The 19,786-nt window shown below is 41.8% G+C and carries 10 protein-coding genes; 3 read left to right on the forward strand and 7 right to left on the reverse strand.

Annotated features, from left to right (window positions below; all coding sequences use genetic code 11):
• The first annotated feature begins 2 nt into the window (after positions 1-2).
• Positions 3-3,080 (forward strand): efflux RND transporter permease subunit, encoded by a 3,078-nt coding sequence (locus QZY95_RS04115; protein ID WP_290919646.1) that lies wholly within the window; start codon positions 3-5, stop codon positions 3,078-3,080.
• 71 nt (positions 3,081-3,151) lie between these two features.
• Here QZY95_RS04115 and QZY95_RS04120 read toward each other — a convergent pair whose 3' ends face one another.
• From QZY95_RS04120 to QZY95_RS04145, 6 genes are all read right to left on the reverse strand, one after another.
• Entirely contained in the window at positions 3,152-4,051 is a 900-nt protein-coding gene (locus QZY95_RS04120; RefSeq protein ID WP_290919648.1) for a diguanylate cyclase, read from the reverse strand.
• On the reverse strand, positions 4,044-7,439 hold the full coding sequence (locus QZY95_RS04125) for a response regulator (protein ID WP_290919650.1): 3,396 nt from the start codon (positions 7,437-7,439) through the stop codon (positions 4,044-4,046). The genes QZY95_RS04120 and QZY95_RS04125 overlap by 8 nt, the downstream gene beginning before the upstream one ends.
• A gap of 205 nt (positions 7,440-7,644) precedes the next feature.
• Complete coding sequence (locus QZY95_RS04130) at positions 7,645-9,051, reverse strand: DASS family sodium-coupled anion symporter (RefSeq protein ID WP_290919652.1); 1,407 nt, start codon at positions 9,049-9,051, stop codon at positions 7,645-7,647.
• A gap of 273 nt (positions 9,052-9,324) precedes the next feature.
• Positions 9,325-10,566, reverse strand: a complete 1,242-nt coding sequence (locus QZY95_RS04135; protein ID WP_290919654.1) for an outer membrane homotrimeric porin — start codon at positions 10,564-10,566, stop codon at positions 9,325-9,327.
• Between the two features lie 335 nt (positions 10,567-10,901).
• The gene (locus QZY95_RS04140) at positions 10,902-12,950 is read right to left on the reverse strand and encodes a SpoIIE family protein phosphatase (RefSeq protein WP_290919656.1); all 2,049 of its coding nucleotides are present in this window, start codon (positions 12,948-12,950) and stop codon (positions 10,902-10,904) included.
• 230 nt (positions 12,951-13,180) lie between these two features.
• Complete coding sequence (locus tag QZY95_RS04145) at positions 13,181-13,777, reverse strand: CatB-related O-acetyltransferase (RefSeq protein ID WP_290919658.1); 597 nt, start codon at positions 13,775-13,777, stop codon at positions 13,181-13,183.
• Between the two features lie 316 nt (positions 13,778-14,093).
• Here QZY95_RS04145 and nfsB point away from each other — a divergent pair, with 316 nt between their 5' ends.
• A complete protein-coding gene (gene nfsB, locus QZY95_RS04150) occupies positions 14,094-14,750 on the forward strand; it encodes an oxygen-insensitive NAD(P)H nitroreductase (RefSeq protein ID WP_290919660.1) in 657 nt (218 codons plus the stop codon).
• A gap of 28 nt (positions 14,751-14,778) precedes the next feature.
• On the opposite strand, the gene QZY95_RS04155 is transcribed toward nfsB, so the two are convergent.
• Positions 14,779-15,648, reverse strand: a complete 870-nt coding sequence (locus tag QZY95_RS04155) for a LysR family transcriptional regulator (protein ID WP_290919662.1) — start codon at positions 15,646-15,648, stop codon at positions 14,779-14,781.
• A gap of 411 nt (positions 15,649-16,059) precedes the next feature.
• On the opposite strand from QZY95_RS04155, the gene QZY95_RS04160 reads away from it, so the two are divergent.
• On the forward strand, positions 16,060-19,786 hold a 3,727-nt coding region (locus tag QZY95_RS04160), incomplete at its 3' end, for a tandem-95 repeat protein (protein ID WP_290919664.1).

The raw sequence follows: 19,786 nt of genomic DNA on the forward strand, positions 1-19,786 counted from the left end.
TCATGAATATTACAGAATGGAGTCTTCGCAATAATGTTACATCAATGGTCATTTTTGTATTAATCGCTGTCTCTGGCCTTATCACTCTAGCTATTATCCCAAGACAGGAAGATCCGGACTTCATTGTTCGAACTGCTGTTGTTACCACAACCTTCCCCGGTGCTTCTCCACAAAAAGTTGAGGAACTCGTCACTGATAAGCTTGAAGAAAAAATTCGTGAAATGGGTGAAATTGACTTTCTCGAATCCCAGTCCTTTACAGGTCTATCAATCATTGAAGTTAATATTTACGAAAGCATCAGAGATGTAGAACCTACGTGGCAAAAACTACGGGATAAAGTGGATGATGCCAAACCTCTTCTTCCACCAGAAGCATCTGTTCCGTTCGTTAACGATGAGTTTGGTGACGTATTTGGTTTTCTTATTGTTCTGACAAGTGACGGTTTCAACTACAGAGAAATGAAGGATGAAGCTGACATAGTAAAAAACAAAATTCTCCGATTCCACGAAGTTTCAAAAGTAGACTTATGGGGCGAACAAGAAGAGCGAATATTTATTGAATTTTCTAACGCCCGCTTCGCAGAATTGGGCTTAAGTCCTTTTGCTTTGGCATCTGTCATCAAGTCACAAAACATTATTAAACCAAGCGGTCAGGTGTATGATGATCCAGAACGCATCAACATTCGCTCAACTGGAGAATTCCAAGGTGTAGAAGATATCAAACGAATGTCTTTACGCTTTCCGGGCGGTAAAGAAAGCGTTGCTCTTTCTGATATAGCAGACGTAAAGCACGGTTTTGCCGACCCTCCGACTATTATGGTGCAGTACAACGGTAAGCCGGCAATTATGCTTGCTGTAAGCATGAAGGTCGGAAACAACATAATTAAACTAGGCAAACAGCTAACTGCGCTTACAAACGACATTAACAAAGAATTACCGGCCGGACTTGATCTGGAAATGGCTATCTATACACCGGACTATGTACAGACTTCAATTTTCGACTTTCTACTAAACCTTGTCCAAGCTTTTTTCTTTGTAATTTTAGTAATGCTTCTTTTTGCGGGTATTAGAGTAGGGCTTATATGCGGAACACTCGTTCCAATGGCAATGCTGACCGCATTAATCTTCATGCCTCTTTTTGATGTAATGCTTGAACGAATATCCATTGCAGCAATGATCATTGCCCTTGGTATATTGGTCGATAACGGTGTTGTTGTCAGTGAAAGTATCTTGGTAAAACTAAGGCAGGGTGTAGAACAAAAAGAAGCGGTGGTCAGTACTGCCAAAGAACTTTCGTTCCCACTGCTTGCCGCCAGTTTAACTACAATTTTTGCTTTTCTCCCCATCCCACTGGCACCAAGCTCTGCGGGTGAATATTGCGTTTCGCTTTTCGTAGTAATCACATTAACACTCGTCGCTTCATGGCTTCTCTCTATGACGATGGTTCCCATGATGTGTTACTACACACTTAAGCCACAACATAATGAAGAAAGCTATGCAGGTACGGCATATAACGTATACCGCAAGGTTCTTCTTTTTGCGCTCAAAAATAGAGCGTTGGCATTGACCACCGTATTCGGCTTGTTCTGTTTAGCCATTTGGGGATTCCGTTCAGTGCCCAACATCTTCTTCCCACCGAATGAACGTGGACAATTTATGATTGATTTCTGGCAACCATACGGTACCGATATCCGTGCAACGAAAAGACGATACGAAAAATTAGAAAAATACCTTATGGATCAACAAGAATTCGTGTCTGTACTAACCTTCGTAGGATCGGGTGGCCCACGGTGGTATTTGCCTTTAGATCTGGAACAACAGAACGAAAATCTTGCAACACTAATAGTTAATATTGATTCTTTTGAACATCTAGACAGCTTCTTAGATAAGACAGAAAAAGAGCTTATTGAGAACTTTCCTGATGCTCGCTTCCGCCTAAAAAAAATGATGCTAGGCCCTCCAGCCGGCGCTTCTATCGAATTGCGCCTTTCTGGAGACAATATCAGCGAACTGTATACACTGCGTGATAAAATAGCCGCCATTCTTAAGAGTAAAGACGGCGTAAGTGTCGTTTGGGATGACTGGGGAGAATGGACAAAAGAATTGGTCATTGAGGTTAACCAAGACAGAGCGCGAAGAGCAGGGTTAAATAGCGAGGACATAGCACTGTCAATGCAAATGCAGATGTCTGAACTTCCTGTTTCTGATTACAGAGACGGTGACACCGTTATTCCAATAGTACTGCGCTCCAATGACAATTATCGGGATAGGGCAGATAAGATTCCGGGAATGAATGTTTACTCTTATACAGAAAAACGAAGTGTCCCGCTGGCACAGGTTGCAAATGGATCATTTATTTGGCAACCACCTAACATACGAAGACGTGATGAAGTTCGCACAATGACTGTAATGGCTGATGTATACGGCCGGTATGCTTCAGATGTGTTAAAAGAAGTTCAACCGGACCTAGACGCTCTTGTTAACTCTAAAGAGTGGCCATTAAACTACACACTAGAAATCGGCGGTGAAGATGAGGAAAGCAGAAAGGCTCAAGCGGCACTTTTTGCGAATATGCCATTAGCTATGGGTTTACTAATTCTTGTCCTAGTCGGACAATTTAACTCAGTCCGCAAGCCGCTCATTATCCTGCTGACACTTCCGCCAATGATGATAGGTGTTGCACCGGGGATGATCCTTACTGGGCAACCATTCGGCTTTATGCCCTTACTAGGACTCATCAGTCTTCTCGGTATTATTGTTAACAACGCCATTATGCTGATAGACAGGGTGGATGTGCTTTCAAATAAAGATATCGATATACAAAATGCACTTGTTCTCTCCGGCCTACAGCGATCACGTCCCATTATTATGACAACGATTACGACTATTGTGGGGCTGGTTCCGTTAATCGTATCCGGTGGGGGAATGTGGCGACCAATGGCAGTACTCATGGTTTCTGGATTAGCAGTTGCCAGTGGGCTAACGCTTATTCTGTGTCCGGTACTATATTCAACACTGTTTAAAATTAACTTCTCTGCATACAAGTGGGATAACGCTATTCTTGAAAAAGCCAAAGAGTAGAAGACAAGAAAACGAGCCTGCATCTTTAAACAGAAATGCAGGCTCGTTTATTATGAAATGTCAGGACTAAACTAACGGCGCTCTGCTCGAATTACCCGCCTGTTTCTTCCAGTTTGTTTAGCTTCATATAAAGCCGCATCGGCTTCTTTCAACAACTCGTCTATCGAATCCGTGTAACGATATCTGGGGCTCATGCCACAACTAAGGGTACACTGAATCTCTTGCTTAGGACTAATCGCAATTTTAGTGTTCGCATATGTGGAAACAATTTTATCTAAAAGATGGATAACCTTCTCATCGGCAGAAGCGGTAAGAATAACTGCAAACTCTTCACCGCCAAGCCTCCCGAAAACTGATGTAGACGGTAACAGATTGGAAATAATCTCTGTTGTTTTTCTAAGGACAGTATCGCCTGCATCATGTCCATGTTCATCATTCACTCGTTTAAAGAAGTCTATATCAAGCATAATCGCGTACAAATTTTCATCATATGTTGAGAACATCTTTTCAGCGAGTTCGAAAAATTTACGACGGTTGTAAATCCCTGTAAGACTATCCCGTGTCGCCAAATATTCTAACTTATGAATAAGATGCTGTAGCTCAAGATGCACTTTAACACGTGCAAGAAGTTCAACAGGTTTAAAAGGCTTAGTAACGTAGTCTACCCCCCCTGTAAGGTACGCAGCTTCAATACTGTCCTCATCTTTTTGAGCAGTAAGAAATATTACCGGTATGTCTTTGGTATTTTCAGTTTCTTTTAATTTTTTACAAACTTCAAAACCATTCATCTCCGGCATAAGGATATCCAGCAGAATAAGATCTATATGCTCAGATTCCACAAGCTCCAAAGCATCCTTGCCAGATGTGGCGGGAATAACATCATAATTGTCTAAAATCGCCAGAACCATTTCTATATTGGACTCTGAATCATCGACGACAAGAATTGTTGACTGCTGAATTCCATCACTCATCACTTTCTCCTAAAAGATTCAGTGCATCATTATATTTAAATTTATCAAGAAGCCCCCGAACTTCTGCTAATTTCTCACTGTCTTCTTTGCTCAATGCGTATGGAGTAAACTTCTCTAGTACCCCCTTAATATTTTTTGGACGCTTACTTTTGATTGCTTCGTAAAGGGAACGCCAAAGATTTTTGCGAATATTACCTTCGAGTAAAGGAAGGTCAGACTGCTTGTCATTTTGCTGAGCAAGCTCCGGACACTCTTTTATATCTTTAAGCACCTTATCAAGTTCATCGCCAAAAGAGTTAAGCAACGAGTTGTCAAAACTGACTTCCAACTCTTTCGTTATCAAATGCAAATCGGTTGCACCTATGCTGGCGCTTAATCCTTTTAAAGTATGAAGTAACCGTTTTGCCTCTTTTTTATTTTCAACCAAGAGCTTGCGTAGTGACTCATTTGCATCTTCATAAGTAGATAAAAAATTCCGAAGAATTTTGTGATAAAGAGCCATATCCCCATTCATATACTTCAAGCCAGCCTCAGCATCTATTGTTGAGAACTTAAACATTACCGGAGGCTGCAAAACTTCTTCTGTAGGAATCTCGGCTCGATCTTTAACTTTTGGTGTGAGGTATTGAAGCAAAGTGGTGAAAAACTCTTCGACATTTATCGGCTTATTCAAATGGCCGTTCATTCCTGCTTCTTTAGAACGCGCTATATCCGCAGCCATTGCGTTTGCTGTAAGCGCTACAATAGGTAACACAGGGGTTATTTCTCGAATCCTACGAGTAGCCGTATACCCATCCATTACAGGCATCTGAATATCCATCAGGACTAATTCGTATTTTTCAGGAGCTTTTTCGACCTTCTCAACGGCCTCCAAACCATTATGAGCCTCATCAATCAAAATACCTGAATGGGCAAGCATGTCTTTAATGATATCGCGGTTTACTTCATTATCTTCAACCAAAAGGAGCCGGCTTCCTTTCCTAGTGGTCAGCTCTTCTTTAAGTGAAATTTTTTCAACTTTTGTATCAATATGGTTTTTAACTTCACTTCCGAAATAAGACATCACCAGATTATATAATTCTGAAGGATTCACTGGCTTATGAAGGAACGTTAAGATTCCTTCCCTTTCCGCTTCACGCTTAAAATATTCTTCATCATATGAAGAAACCATTATGATAGAGCGAGCCTCAGAAGGGAGCATGTGCTTCAACATATGCGAAGTCTCAACGCCATTGGCTCCGGGAAGATTCCAATCCATCAAAACGAGGTCATAGGGAGCGCTATTCTTGACTTTAGCAACCGCTTCTTCACCACTACCGACGACATCAATTTCAAAATTATAGACAGAAAGCAGGTTGGAAAGTGAAGACTGCCAAGAAGGACTGTCATCAACAATAAGTACCCGTTTGTTTGTAAAGAGAATGTGATCGTTATTTCGCGATGACACTTCTTTAAGCGTAACAGTAAAGAAGAAGGAGGCGCCTTTCCCTTTTGTACTCTGAACCCATATATACCCGCCCATCATTTGGACAAGTTGCTTAGAAATAGCTAACCCAAGCCCTGTACCGCCATACTTGCGTGTTGTGCTGGTATCTGCCTGTGAAAATGATTTAAACAGCTTGGAGATCTCTTCTTCGGATAACCCTATGCCGGTGTCTCGAACTTCAAAGCGAAGCAGATGTCTTCGCTCTCGTGAAATATAGACCCCAACCTCACCTTTCTCTGTAAATTTTATGGCATTATTCACAAGGTTAGTAATAACTTGGGCAAGGCGAAGAGGGTCTCCCATGTATGTCATAGGGACGTTCGGTTCATAACTGATTATGAAATCGAGACCTTTTTCAGATGCCTTCATTCCAACGATTGTAGAAACCTTCTCCATAACATCATGAAGATAGAAAGAGGTGTTCTCTAAATCGAGCTTTCCAGCTTCAATCTTTGAAAAGTCCAGAATATCATTAATAATTCCAAGCAAGGAATGTGCTGCGGTCTCAATTTTGGTTATATATCGTTTCTGTTGCGGCGGGGCATCCTGCTGCTGCATAAGGTAGGTGAGCCCTGTAATAGCGTTAATAGGCGTCCTGATCTCATGGCTCATATTCGCGAGAAACTCTGATTTTGCTTCCGTAGCACCTTGTGCCTCCTGTAAGGCTAAGTGCAAGGCGTCTGTTCTCTCTTCAACAATTTTTTCCAGATTTTCATTCAACGCTCTCTGGCTATTTGTAAGAGACTGAATTTTAGTGCTTGCTTCATTAAAAGCATCTTCAAGTTCGCCAATTTCGTCATCTGAGCGTTTTTTCAGTTCAAAGTCATAATCATTTTCCGAAAGCTTACGCGCAGCTTTTTTAAGAGCGTCAATTCGTGAAATAAGATGATTCGATGAAAGGAAAGCAAGCAGTACAACTGTGATTAACGCCAGAACAGCAACCAGCTGTAAATCAACTAAAAGGTGATGGTATGGTATCAGCATATCTTCTTTGTTCAATACTGTTACAACAAACCATTTATTCGCAGGGTCGTACACATAGTAAAACAGCTTATCACCGTATTCTGACTTGTCTTCTCTTTTAACAAAATGGTACGTAAACCAACCTTTTTGAACGCTATCAACACCGTTCGCTTTTACCTTATCAACTAAGTCTTGGATAAAAAAACGCTTTGTCTTTGGATCCTTAAGCGTCAGTGCATTTTTATTAGCCAAGAAAGGGTGGTATAAGATGTATCCATCTAATTCAAAAATAGTAATATAGCTTCCTTTAGCAGGACTAAGCTGATCATTTTCGATTCGGTCTCTAAAGTTAGTCAAACTAACTATTGAATGCGTTTTTTTCTCAAAAGGTACTGCTGCAATGATCCATTTCCAAGGGCGGAAGTATGATAAGTATGCTGAATCACAACTTGTTCCCTTATCGATACGTAATACACCGTTCTTTTGAGCAATAATTTGCTCAACAAAATCTGACGATAACGTATCTTTGTTAGGCGCAGCCATAACAATTTCTTTAATATCACAACAATTTTCTTCATCTATAATAAATGCATATGCAATATCACCTATAAGATTTTCATCAATAACACTTCGAGCCATCCTCTGAGCATCTCCCAACGACATCTTTCTCATCGTATAATCGTTGTAATATGTCTGAGCCAGTTTTGCGCCAGTCTCTACAACGCCTTTGAGATATTGATCTACAGACTCATCTAAAAGTCGATCGAATAAAATACTGGCAAGAACCGTGTTGGACTCAATTTCTTTTTTTAACGTATTTTCAAAAGTACTTTTTACATGCGGCATTGCGAGGTAAATTGAACCAAACAATACTAATACCAACATAATGAAGGTAATAAATATCTTACTTCGCATCGATAACTTTTTAAAAATCTGCATGTTATGCCCTCAATAATACTTTCAGAACAAACTACTTTCTTATCGTTACCTACATTCTTTTACCATACATTATGAATGCAAATAAGGTATACAACTATTTAGATGTTATCACTTTATTTGCATTCTCATCTTTAGGATAAAACAAAGATCATAAAAAAGCAGACCTGTCTTGCGACAAGCCTGCTTCGATTTTTTTATATCCGACTTAAACGTAGAGTGAGGTAAGGATTAACATGACGGCAAGATATAAACCGCCAAAAACGAGCCCAAGGAACCACCATCGAGCCTGACTGATAAAACCGGAGCCATACCAGATTGGTGAAGGACCTGTTGCATAAGGAGTAATGATACCCATAAGCCCAAGGCTACCAGCAAGCATAAGTGCAATGCTCGGAAGCATTTCAACAGGAAGTAATGCAGATGCTGTGACCATAAATAGCGGCATTAAGGCAGTTGTATGTGCTGTTGTACTTGCAAAGAAGTAGTGCAAAACAAAAAACATCAAGACAAGAAGAAGTGCCACCGGCGCTGGCTGCATTCCTTGTAAGTGTCCTGAAGCAAGTGTTCCGATCCATTCCAAAACGCCTGTCTTCCCAAGACCTGAGGCCATTGCAACTAATGTCGCAAACCAAATTAAAACATTCCAAGCACTCTTATTACTTATGACATCATCCCAGGTGATAATGTCACTTAGTACCATGAAAGACAGAACCAATATTGCCGCAACAGTGCTGTTTACGCCTAATTCTTTACCAAAAATCCAAAAAATGAGTGCTAAGATAGCATAACCAAGCATCATAAGCTCTTTGCGAGTAATGGAGCCCAACTTATCAAGTTCTTTAGATGCCCATACAGGAGCTTCAGGCGATGTCTTTTGTGTAGGAGGGTAGATTACATAGGCAAGCCACGGCGTGAGAATAAACAAAGGCAGCATAGCTGGAATCATAACCTTCGCCCAATCACCCCATGCAATTTGAATCCCAGTTGTTTGTGCAATAAGATCAACTGCAAGCAGATTAGGAGCCAAGGCAGTTAAAAACATCGAACTCGTGACGCAGGTTGCCGCAATTGCAACCCATGTAAGGTAGGAACCTATTTTCCTTGGTTCATTATCTGGAGTAGAGTTGAACATCAAAGGGATGTTACTCACGATAGGGTAGATAGTCCCAGCGCTTCGAGCAGTGTTGGATGGCATAAATGGAGCCAGTAGAGCGTCAGAAAAAGCGATTGCATATCCAAGTCCTAATGTACTTTTTCCAAGATGTTTAATCAAAATCAGGCTAATGCGTCGTCCTAGTCCTGTTTTTTTATAGCCAAGCGCAAACATAAACGCTGAAAAGATCAGCCAGATTACACCATTGGAAAACCCTGAAAGTGCCCAATTCCTACTTGCTGAAGGGCTGGAGTCAACTAAACCAAGTGCTGCAACAATCGATACACCTAAAAGTCCTACCAACGCTGCGGGAACTGGTTCAATAATCAAGCCGACTATTACCCCGATAAAAATGCTTAAGAAATACCATCCCTCGGGGGAAAGTCCTGATGGCGTCGGAGAAGCAGCCATAATAACTGCAACAAGTACCGGAGAAAATTTTAAAATATATTTGCCCATTAAGCCCTCCGCACTGTTTCAATGAAAACGAGCTGTGTTCAGTACTGTAGAAGCAAACACAGTTGGTTACGTTGGTGACCGTAGTAATCATTTTAGTATATATTTTGGGCTAACCTTCTCCAGTATATATTGAAAAACAAACCGTTATCGTTAATTCTGCTGGATATATTAAACAGCTACTTTTTAGTAAGTTCTGTTTATTAGATACAAAAAAAGAGCCACTGGCTAAGTGGCTCTTTAAATGTGTCTGTCGTCTTTTTACGATATTATGTGCTAGAAATTGTACTGGAGAAGAGCAGCAGCTTTAAACACGTTGTCTACATCTTTCGCGGCACCACCATCGAAATCTGTTACAGCGTAAGCAAAGTCTACGAGAAGATCGAGGTTGTCGTAAATGCTGTATACAGAGGATACGTCGATTTCTGTTGCACGATCGTCTTCACCCCAGCTGGAGATGCTATCAGAATTTTCGTTTGTACCCTGAACGTATGTGATACGCACAGTGTGGCTGAGTTTTTCAACAAAAGTAATTTCTTCCAACTGAAGACCAATACCCCATTTACCAAGTGCGCTACCGAATACGTTATCTGTATCAGGACCCATAGCACCTGCACCAATAAGGGTAGTCATGGTAAAATCGTCGTCATCAATGCTTGGCATACGGCCTTCACCGTCATCATCATTACCGGAAGCGTACCAACCGATAAGAGAAGGAACGACCATGTCGGTTGCGTAGGAAGCTTTACCTGCGAGAGCAAAGCCGCCATCTTTACCATTCTCTTTACCATATACGGCATCGAATGCGAGAGCTACGTTTTCAACAGGTGCCGCTTCAACAGAAATACCTGTCCAGAAGAGGTTGTCTTCAAAGATCACGCCGTCTGCATCCACATCATCAGTTACGTTTGCATACATAACATATGGAGATAAAGAAGCTTTACCAAGATCTGCAGCGAGAATTGCACCGAAAAGATCCATGGTTGCGTCATCAATGGATGGGTCATTTGCGTCTACATCAGTATCGTAAGGGCGAGCAAAGAATGCTGTGAAGTTCACATTCTCGTACGGGTAGGAAGCAACGATTGCTGCAACGTCGTTATCAAGTACGCCTGAAGCAGTAACTGCACCTGGAAGGCCAAGTCCCTGAATACCAGCGCGTACTTTTACAGCAGTAGATGGAATGGTGAAATCCATGTAAGCACGAAGGGTGCTCACGTTTACACCATCTGCACCAAGAGCACCACCGGAACCGGCGCCTACGTTATCATCTGCGTGTCCCCATGTCTGCTCAATACGGAAGAGAACAGTACCGGAAAGATTTTCAGAAGCGATGATATCGATCTGTGTGTCCATTCGCTGGATGAAGTTGTTGACGTCGTCACCAGACTCATCAACGCTAAGGTAATCGTATCCAGCCCACATGGAACCAGAAGCCTTAAATTCAGCAGCAGAAGCACCTGCAACGGTGCCAAGAATCATGCAAGCAGCAATAGCTAATACAATGAAGCGGTTCATTAAAATTTACCTTCTTAATTCACGTAAAAAAACAACAGACTTGTTTGAATATGAATTTCATTTTCAACATACTGCGTAGAAAAAACTGTGTTTGTTCAAACAGAACTCTCAGGCATTATCTCAGTGGCTAGCTAAAATTTTGCACGGAGCTCTTTATCAACACAGCTTGATGTGAAATTGAAATCCGTTATCAACAAGAAAAGCATCTACGTTTGAATTGTAGGTAGTGTCAAGGAAAGTTTGTAGAAAAAACACCAATCTTGATTACGCAACGATTTAATCGTCTAAAATAATAGGAAAAGGTAGGGGTGAATAAATTTACCTTACAATAACCGCTAGTTCTTACCCTCATATTTTATAACTATACAGGTAAAGTCATCTTCAAGTTCTGTTGTGCGGGTAAATTCAAGAGCAGTTACATACAGCTTTTCGATAAGCTTTTTAGAAGACAGGTTAGCGTTGTTTCGAATGACGGTTTTCATTAACTCTTTTCCAAACATATTACCCTCTGGCGAGCGAGCCTCCCAAATTCCATCAGTTGCAATCACAACAATATCCCCAGCACGTAACCGTTCAATATTCTCCTGATATCGAGAAGCATAGGTAACACCCAGTGCCGTACTTCCAATGCCTTTAAACTCAATAAAGGTAGACTCTGACCTACGATAAACCATCGCAGAATCGTGACCGGCGCGTGTCCATGAAAGAGTGTTCGTGAAAGTATCCAGTGATGCCAAAAAAAGCGTCATAAATTGGCCGGTTCCGTACGTATCACAAACAACAAGCTCGTTTGTTTTTCGTGTAATTTCTGACAAATTGAAATCATTATTGGCACAGGATCTTAGGTATGCTCGTGCTGTTGCCATGAGTAGTGCAGCAGGAATTCCATGTCCAACAACGTCTCCCACTGCCATAACTAAATGAGAGGCGCTACCAGACGCGCACGAAATAAAATCGAAATAGTCGCCACCGGTTTCAGCACAATAGTAACTGGCTCCTGCCAGATCATAGCGTGGAGGACTTGGAATTTCTTTAGGAAGCAAGCTGCGTTGAACTTCGCTTGCCAACTGAAGTGAACTCTTTATTTGCACGTTTTCCTCTAAACTTGGAACCATTTCATTTATGGCTTTTCCCAATTCACCTATTTCGTCCTTACCAACATTAGGTACACGTATTGAAAAGTTTCCGGCACTGACTTCACGCACCGCCTGAACCAATTTGTGGATGCTTTTACTCAAAGAAATAGAAAGTATTACAGCCATGCAGCCCAACAACAATACTGTCGCACTTAACAATAGGTGAGAAGTGTTCATTTGCCGCGTAAATATCTCTCGAATCACATCAGTTTCTTTTGTAGCATCTTGAACAATGTCAATTCGTGGAACACTTATCATAAGCGCTGTTCCACCAATGCCTAGAGGGGCATAGGCTACAATTTTTTCAACACCATCTATGGAGGTGCTCATCAGATTCGGAGTACCAAGCAAAATATTGCTTGTAACCTCAGTTGCAGCCTCTTTATCTAAGTTGATGTCTTTTTCCGGCGACGCAAACCACTTTCCTTCTTTTTCTCCTGGAATTCGCGTAGCAACTGTGACAAGTTCGCCATCCTCTGAATTAATGTAAACAAGATAAGAAGTTACATTTGGAGATAGGCTCGCTAAATGTCCTGGATCACGTAACAACACACCTACCGGCACGGCTATAGTAACTGTGCCAATTCTTACATCATTTTTATAAATATTTTGAGAAGCAGTAAAAATAGAGTTATCATATAACGGATCATGCATGAGTTGTGACCAATGTGCCCCACGAGAAGTACTCGGAGGAGAAAGTTCACCGAATAAACACTGTTGTTTCGTTGCTTCAGCACGCCTAGTCGGAAAAAACATCTGCGAAGAATCCGTCAGGCGAACCTGCTGCCAAAGAATCAGGTCTGGATAGCGATTGGCAAAATCCTGAACAGTCGGAATAAGCAGTCGTAGACTTTCTTTTGTTTTGACAGAAGGAGAAGACATACACATGCCGTTATTCTCCGCACTTGTTTTGTAATACGTTTCGCCTTCAGTGGGAGTAAGTTCTTCAGCTTCAGCCGGTATACGTGGAGTCGGTGGAGTAGATGTTTCAAGTACTTGAGTTGTGTCATTTACAAGTATATCCAACGCAGCATCTATTAATTGCCTTTCACGTTTCAAAAGCCGCGCATGGTCTTCAACAATCCGAAGAAGAGATGTGTTGATGTTTGTGAGAAGGATTTTTTCAGTTCGAGTTTCTACTTTTTCTGCAAGTGTGTTCATAGACTGCATACTGTTGTAACGCAGGAACAAAATAGGGGGGATGGTTGTTAAGAGCAGAATCAACAGAATTTTTATTCGAATAGGCATTGTTGTCCTCTCACATGACTTTTTTCATCCTCACAAAAACCAAAGCAATAAATACTCTCAACCTATCTTTATCATTCTGACAGATTGCATGTAAGGATTAATCTGAACAGAAACTTTTCCTTCACTTGAATGCTTCTAACTTTAGAATAGTTAAAGTATAGCTTTAACTATTCCTTAAAATGACGTGAACTAAGAAAGCCCCGCCAATTGACGGGGCTTTCATTTACTTTCTATTTTGCTGCAAGATTCTCATTACATAGCATCGAAAGATTCTCTCGGATTTTTTCATCATCCCAATCCCACCATGCCATGGCTAGGAGCTCAGCTATTTTCTGAGAGCTAAAGCGTTCTCGAATAACTTTTGCGGGATTTCCTCCCACAATAGTATACGGAGGAACATCTCTTGTCACAACCGCACGGGCAGCGATTATTGCTCCATGTCCAATATGCACTCCCGGCAACACCATAGCTTCACTACCGATCCAAACATCATTACCAACAACCGTATCCCCCTTTGGTAAATACCCGTCAGGAGCTTCCGAAAAAAAGCTCATGTAATGAAAAGGATAGGTACTGTGCCAGTCAGCACGATGCCCCTGATTACCAGCCATCACAAAGACAGCTCCAGACCCTATCGAACAAAATCTTCCGATAATCAATTTGTCGACATCGTCTCTTTCAGGAGAAAGATAGCGAACATTTTCTTCAAAATGCTTACCGTGGTAATAGCCTGAGTAATAACTATGACGACCTACCACAATATTCTTGTTAGTAAGGTGTTGGCATATTTCATACCCCTCATAAGGTGAGGAAAATGGATTCTTCATTTTTAATCTCCATAAAAACAGGATGAAATCCTGAAAAAAGTGCATGTGTATAGACCCGACAATTAAATGAGTATTGGGGTCAAACAGCCCTTTTTATGCGGCGTGGCACAAAGCAGCCGACTTGGATAGGGAGAATGTAAGAAGGGAATAAAACGTACATGTGTTGGCGATACTCCTATAAAAAAGCTGCGTCAAATCGTAAATGTAATAAGGATTAGCGTGCCTAATAGTAGCAATTATGCATTGTAATTTCTCTTATTTCAAAACTTAGGGCAGATTACACTTACGAAAACGATTTTTACATAGGAGACAAACTATGACTACGTACATTGAAAAATTAGAATCCAGATACACTGCAAAGAAATTCACTCCCAATATATCTATTCCTTCAAAAACAATAGAAGACATAAAAAGAATTCTGCAGCTTTCTCCTTCATCCACCAACTCTCAACCTTGGCATTTTGTCATCGCAACAAGCGAAGAGAGTAAGGAGCGTATTGCAGAATCCGCACGAGGCTTCTATGAGTTTAATGCCGGAAAAATCACAGATGCCTCAGCAGTAGTTGTTTTGTGTACCAAAAGTACCGTTGATACGGACTATACAGACACAGTATTGTTGCAAGAGGAAAAAGATGGACGTTTCCCAAACAATGAAGTGAAGGAAATGAACAGAAAAGGGCGTGAATTCTTTATGCTGAAACATCGCGACACACTTAACGATGCTCAGCATTGGATGGAGAAACAAACCTTTATCGCCTTGGGTAACCTGCTTGTCGGAGCAGAACATCTTGGGCTTCAAGCGTGTCCAATGGAAGGGTTCGACTATGAATACCTTACAGAGGCTCTCGCACTTGATAAAAAAGGATTTGTTCCCACGGTGATCGTCTCCCTCGGATATGGTGCTGACGATGATTTTAATGCCAACACACCAAAATCTAGATTGCCACAACAGTCTATTATCACCGAGATCTAGCCATATCCATGAGCGGCAGTAGTAGCTCCTACTGTCGCTCTCCTAACTCGTCTTTAAAGTACTGTGTTATGCCGGAAATCAATTCAGACGATATGTTTTGATTATGGTACAAATAAGTTGAAAACTCTGGCAGAGTTGCCAAGGGATGACCTTCTGGCAAGATCGTTAGATCCTTTGTAACCGCTGAAAGTGGCAATGCAGTTGCACCAAGCCCAGCGTGTACTGCGGCTAAAATGCTTGGAACTCCTGTACCAGTGAATACCAAGTCCCAAGGCTTTCCAAGAGTATCCAATGCTGCAATAGCCATTGCTCTAAAAATGCATGGCTGCGGAAGCGTCACAAGCGGCATGGCCTCTGTGCAGTCCGTAGAAAAATATTTTTCCAACCCATGTCCACTCTTGAATACCCAAACAACCGCATCAGACATCACTTTCTCACCATTTCTTCCTGCCCCTTCTCCAGCTAAAAGTATATCTAGCTTCCCTTCTTCATAGATTGGGGTAAGATGCATGCCCAAACCAGCGTGTAGTTCTAAATGAATATTAGGGTAGGTCTTAGAAAATTTTCTGACTATTTGAGGTAGTAGATCTGGCCCAAAATAATCAACAAATCCCACCCGTAAATTCCCTTTCATATCTGGCTGCTGTATCCACTGAACAGCTTCATTATGCAGGGCAAGAATTCGTCTTGCAAAACTTAATAAAATCTCACCATCAGGGCTTAGTTCTATCCCACGAATAGCCTTAGAAAAAAGTTTCTTATTCGTTCGTTCTTCTAGACGCTGAATTCTCTGGCTCACTGCGGACTGGCTTAATCCAAGGTGATTACCTGCTTGTGTAAAACCGTTTTGATCAACAACAGCCTCAAAGCATTTCAACAATTCTATATCAAGTTCCATACAACTCTCACCTCTTCATGCCTCATACAAAGCAACACTGATTGACATCATCACTAGCCGATTCATTAGTTATAAACAGACTTACCTTAATAAATCTATTTAGTAATGGTTAAAAGAAAAAGAACGACAGTCAGCGCACACTTACAATATCTCGTAAAGTAAACACATTTTGTTTTGTAACCTCATACTGAATCTATACATAAATTAAACAAACAAGGTTGTTCAATCTATTTTGTTATAGTAATAATACACCTAACTACAATTTTTCCATTCAACAGAAATCATAGCTAGTTTTGAGTCTTCATTTTATTTTTTTACTGATCATAAAAGCAATTAGTAGATGAAGAGGGAGTAAACAATTCCATTTGGTATTGTATTCACCTCGTTAAATATTACTAAAGGGGGGCTGTTATGGCAGATAACACAACAACTCAAAATATTACATTATCTGTACCGGAAGCTGGTATAACTCGTGATATAGAAATTACGCCAGGTGATACACTCACGTTCGATTTTAATCCTAAACTTGTTCAGTATGAACTTTCTGAAGACGGTGACTTGATTCTCACCTTTAAAAATGGGGGAGGGTACACGTTTAAAGGTTTTGCAGAGCTTGATGGCGATGTTAACGTTTCTGTTAACGGGCTTGTTGTTTCCATGGCGGATTTCTTAATAAATGTTGCTGATATTGAAACCGCGGCAGGAGGAGAAAAGTCCTTAACAAGTGGTCAACAGGGGTATGAAGAAGGGTTTGGCAGTACTCTTGAGGGGATAGACAACCTTACACTGGAAGGTGATGCGTTAACAACTCCAATCGATAGTAGTGGGTCTGACCTCCCTGACCAGCAAGCCTTTGACGTGACGGCTCCTGAAATTGGGCCGGTAGACCTTACAACGCCCTCGGATTCAGGAACGTTTAGTAATGACAATCTGACGAACATAGCTGCCCCAGTTTTTACTGGAACCTCTGAAGCTGGTTCCGTTATCACCATTTTTGCTAACGGAAGTCCTATTGGTACAACGACAACCGATGATAATGGAAACTGGGAGTTTCAAGCCCCAACTCTCGAAGAAGGGCTCTACGATATTACAGCCACGTCTACAGATGACAGTGGTAATACCTCTGACCCAACGCCACCATTATCAATTGAAATTGATTTAACTACACCTGTAACGCCGGACATAACCTTTACAGATAATCAGGACGATATCCCTGCCTATATCAACGCTGAGGAAGTAACGGGCGACGGCACCCCTACAACGACAGTAAATGTACGCGTACCGGATGGAGCACGTGCGGGGGATACTTTAGTTGTTACCTACAATGATATTAACGGGATTGACCAAACGGTAGCCACTGTTCTTACAACTCAACAAGTTACCAACGGTGTAAATCTTGAAGTTGAAGCGACTGGCGAATTTGAACTTACTGTCAATGCAAGAGCATTTGACCCAGCCGGCAACGAAGGCGGAACCTCTACAGCAACAATACTTGTTGATACAATTCCTCCTGATGCACCTAACATTGATCTTCAAGTCGATTCAAGATTCGACAATGACGACTACACAAATGACGGGCACTTAACCTTTACCGGAGAGGCTGACTCCACGTTATCTTTCACGGTAGTTGACGAGTCAGGAAACAGCATTCCGACACCAACACAAACGACGTTAGTAAATGGTGAATTCACCTTCGATATGGATTCATTACCAGATGGTACGTACACAGTTGTCGCAACGTTAACAGACGCTGCGGGTAACACTTCCGCTCCGCAAACATTTAGCTATACTCTCGACCAAACAAATCCTGATTTGGTGACTATTAACGAAGCACTTCCAGAAATAAGTCAGGATGTTCCATTTGATCCAAGTCTAGGACTTTTTGTTGAGCAGCTAGACGCAGGAGAGCCTAATGTCACTTTCGAAATTATAGGTGGCAACGATGAAGGCTGGTTTACGCTAACGCCAGATGGCGAACTCTCGGTTACGGAAGCTGGCATCAACGCCGGTGTAATGAACTTTGAACAAGAAAACCTGGGAGATGGGCGAACCATCACCATTAAAACCACCGATCAGGCTGGAAACACAAGTGAAAGCGACTACACACTTAATGTCACAAATGTTAACGAACGCCCTGATGCAGCAGATTTTTCATACACATCAACCGTCGATGCCAACATCGGTTTACGAGCCAATTTCTATGCTTTCGATAATCAAACTGATTTACCTCCGGGCATCCGTTGGACGCACAGAAATGCTTTTGACTACGTAGAAGCGCATATAAGTAATTCAGATACTCCTGCTGATGCTGCATTTATCGCAGGACAGCTTGACTTTGGCCTCCAAAGAGGAACTCTTGATACATTCGATGAGCTCAGCAACTTTATAGCTGGCAGCGGTTCTCAACTTGTTGACACCCGACCGGATGACAACTTTGACACATATGCAGACAGAGGTATCATAAAACTTGAAGGAAGTGCCTTCTTTGAAGGAGGAGAGCATCGTATACGTGTATACTCTGATGATGGTTTCCAACTAAAAATTGACGGTGAAGTTGTCGCCAGTTTTTATAATGACAGAGCTCCCGGAACAACGACTGTCAACATTGGAGAACTAACTGAAGGGTACCACGACATTGAGATTATCTACTGGGATCAGGGAGGCAGATACGTCCTGCGCGTAGAAGACTCCGTTCGACCTGATGGTGGCACATGGTCTGACTTTGAAGTAATTGGCAATAATGGTGGATCACCTAACACATTAGTACACAATCCTCTTGTCACAGCAGAAGATAATTCACTCACAATTGATACTGACTTGCTGCTTAGTGAGGCGACTGACCCTGATCAAGGCACTACACTTGCGCTTGTTAATGATTCTCTTGAATTACGTGCTACCGTCAATGGTGTAGACATGACAGGAACGGATATAATCCCACCTGTAACAGAAAATGGTATTACCTACACAAACGAAATTTCCGGCGTAGGTAAAATTGGTACCGACACTGACGGCAACATAGTTTTCACTCCTGCAGAAGATTACAAAGGCGAAGCATCGTTCACCTATCAAGTCATCGATGACGGCAGCCCTCAGCTTACATCCGACCCAGCGACAGTTACACTCAACGTAACTCCTGTGAACGACGCTCCAGAAGCTCTTGATACTGCTTCCTACGACGACGGTATAGAAGATCAGGCGCTTGTCATAACCAGAGCAGAATTATTAAACGATCTGGACATACAAGATGTTGAAGATGGGCAGAATGTTTTATTAGATATTGCTGCAACGAACTCTAACATCAAAAGTATTACTTACGATCAAAATTCTGAAGAATTTACAATCATTCCTAAAGAAAACTTTAACGGTGACGTTACATTACGCCTGTCAATTGAGGATCAAGACGGCGCAACCACGTATCGTGCGATTAATGCGAATTTTGACCCTGTTAACGATATTCCTACAGCCAATCTGACTGCTGATTTTGATACAGGCGTAGAAGATCAGACGCTCTACATCACCCGTGCTGATCTTATTTCAAGCCTGAATATCGATGATGTGGAAGACGGACAGAACGTCATCCTTGACCTGACTACAGCGAATCCGAATATCCAGAGTATCACCTATGATGCTGTGAACGAGCAGTATGTCATTGAACCCGTTGAAAACTTCAATGGCGATGTGCAGTTCAATTTATCCATCACAGACCAAGAAGGTGCGTCTATTCAACGTACCATTGGTGCGACCTTCGATCCGGTCAATGATGTACCGACCGCTGACCTCACCACGACCTTTGATACTGGCGTAGAAGATCAGACACTCTACATCACCCGTGCTGATCTTATTTCAAGCCTGAATATCGATGATGTGGAAGACGGACAGAACGTCATTCTTGATCTCACTACAACGAACCCGAATATCCAGAGCATCACATACGATGCTGTGAACGAACAGTATGTCATTGAGCCCGTTGAAAACTTCAACGGTGATGTGCAGTTTAACTTGTCCATCACTGACCAAGAGGGCGCGTCCATTCAACGTACCATTGGTGCGACTTTCGATCCGGTCAATGATGTGCCGACCGCTGACCTCACCACGAATTTTGATACTGGTGTGGAAGACCAGACGCTCTACATCACCC

Source organism: Halodesulfovibrio sp. (assembly GCF_015482765.1).
Lineage (GTDB): Bacteria > Desulfobacterota > Desulfovibrionia > Desulfovibrionales > Desulfovibrionaceae > Halodesulfovibrio.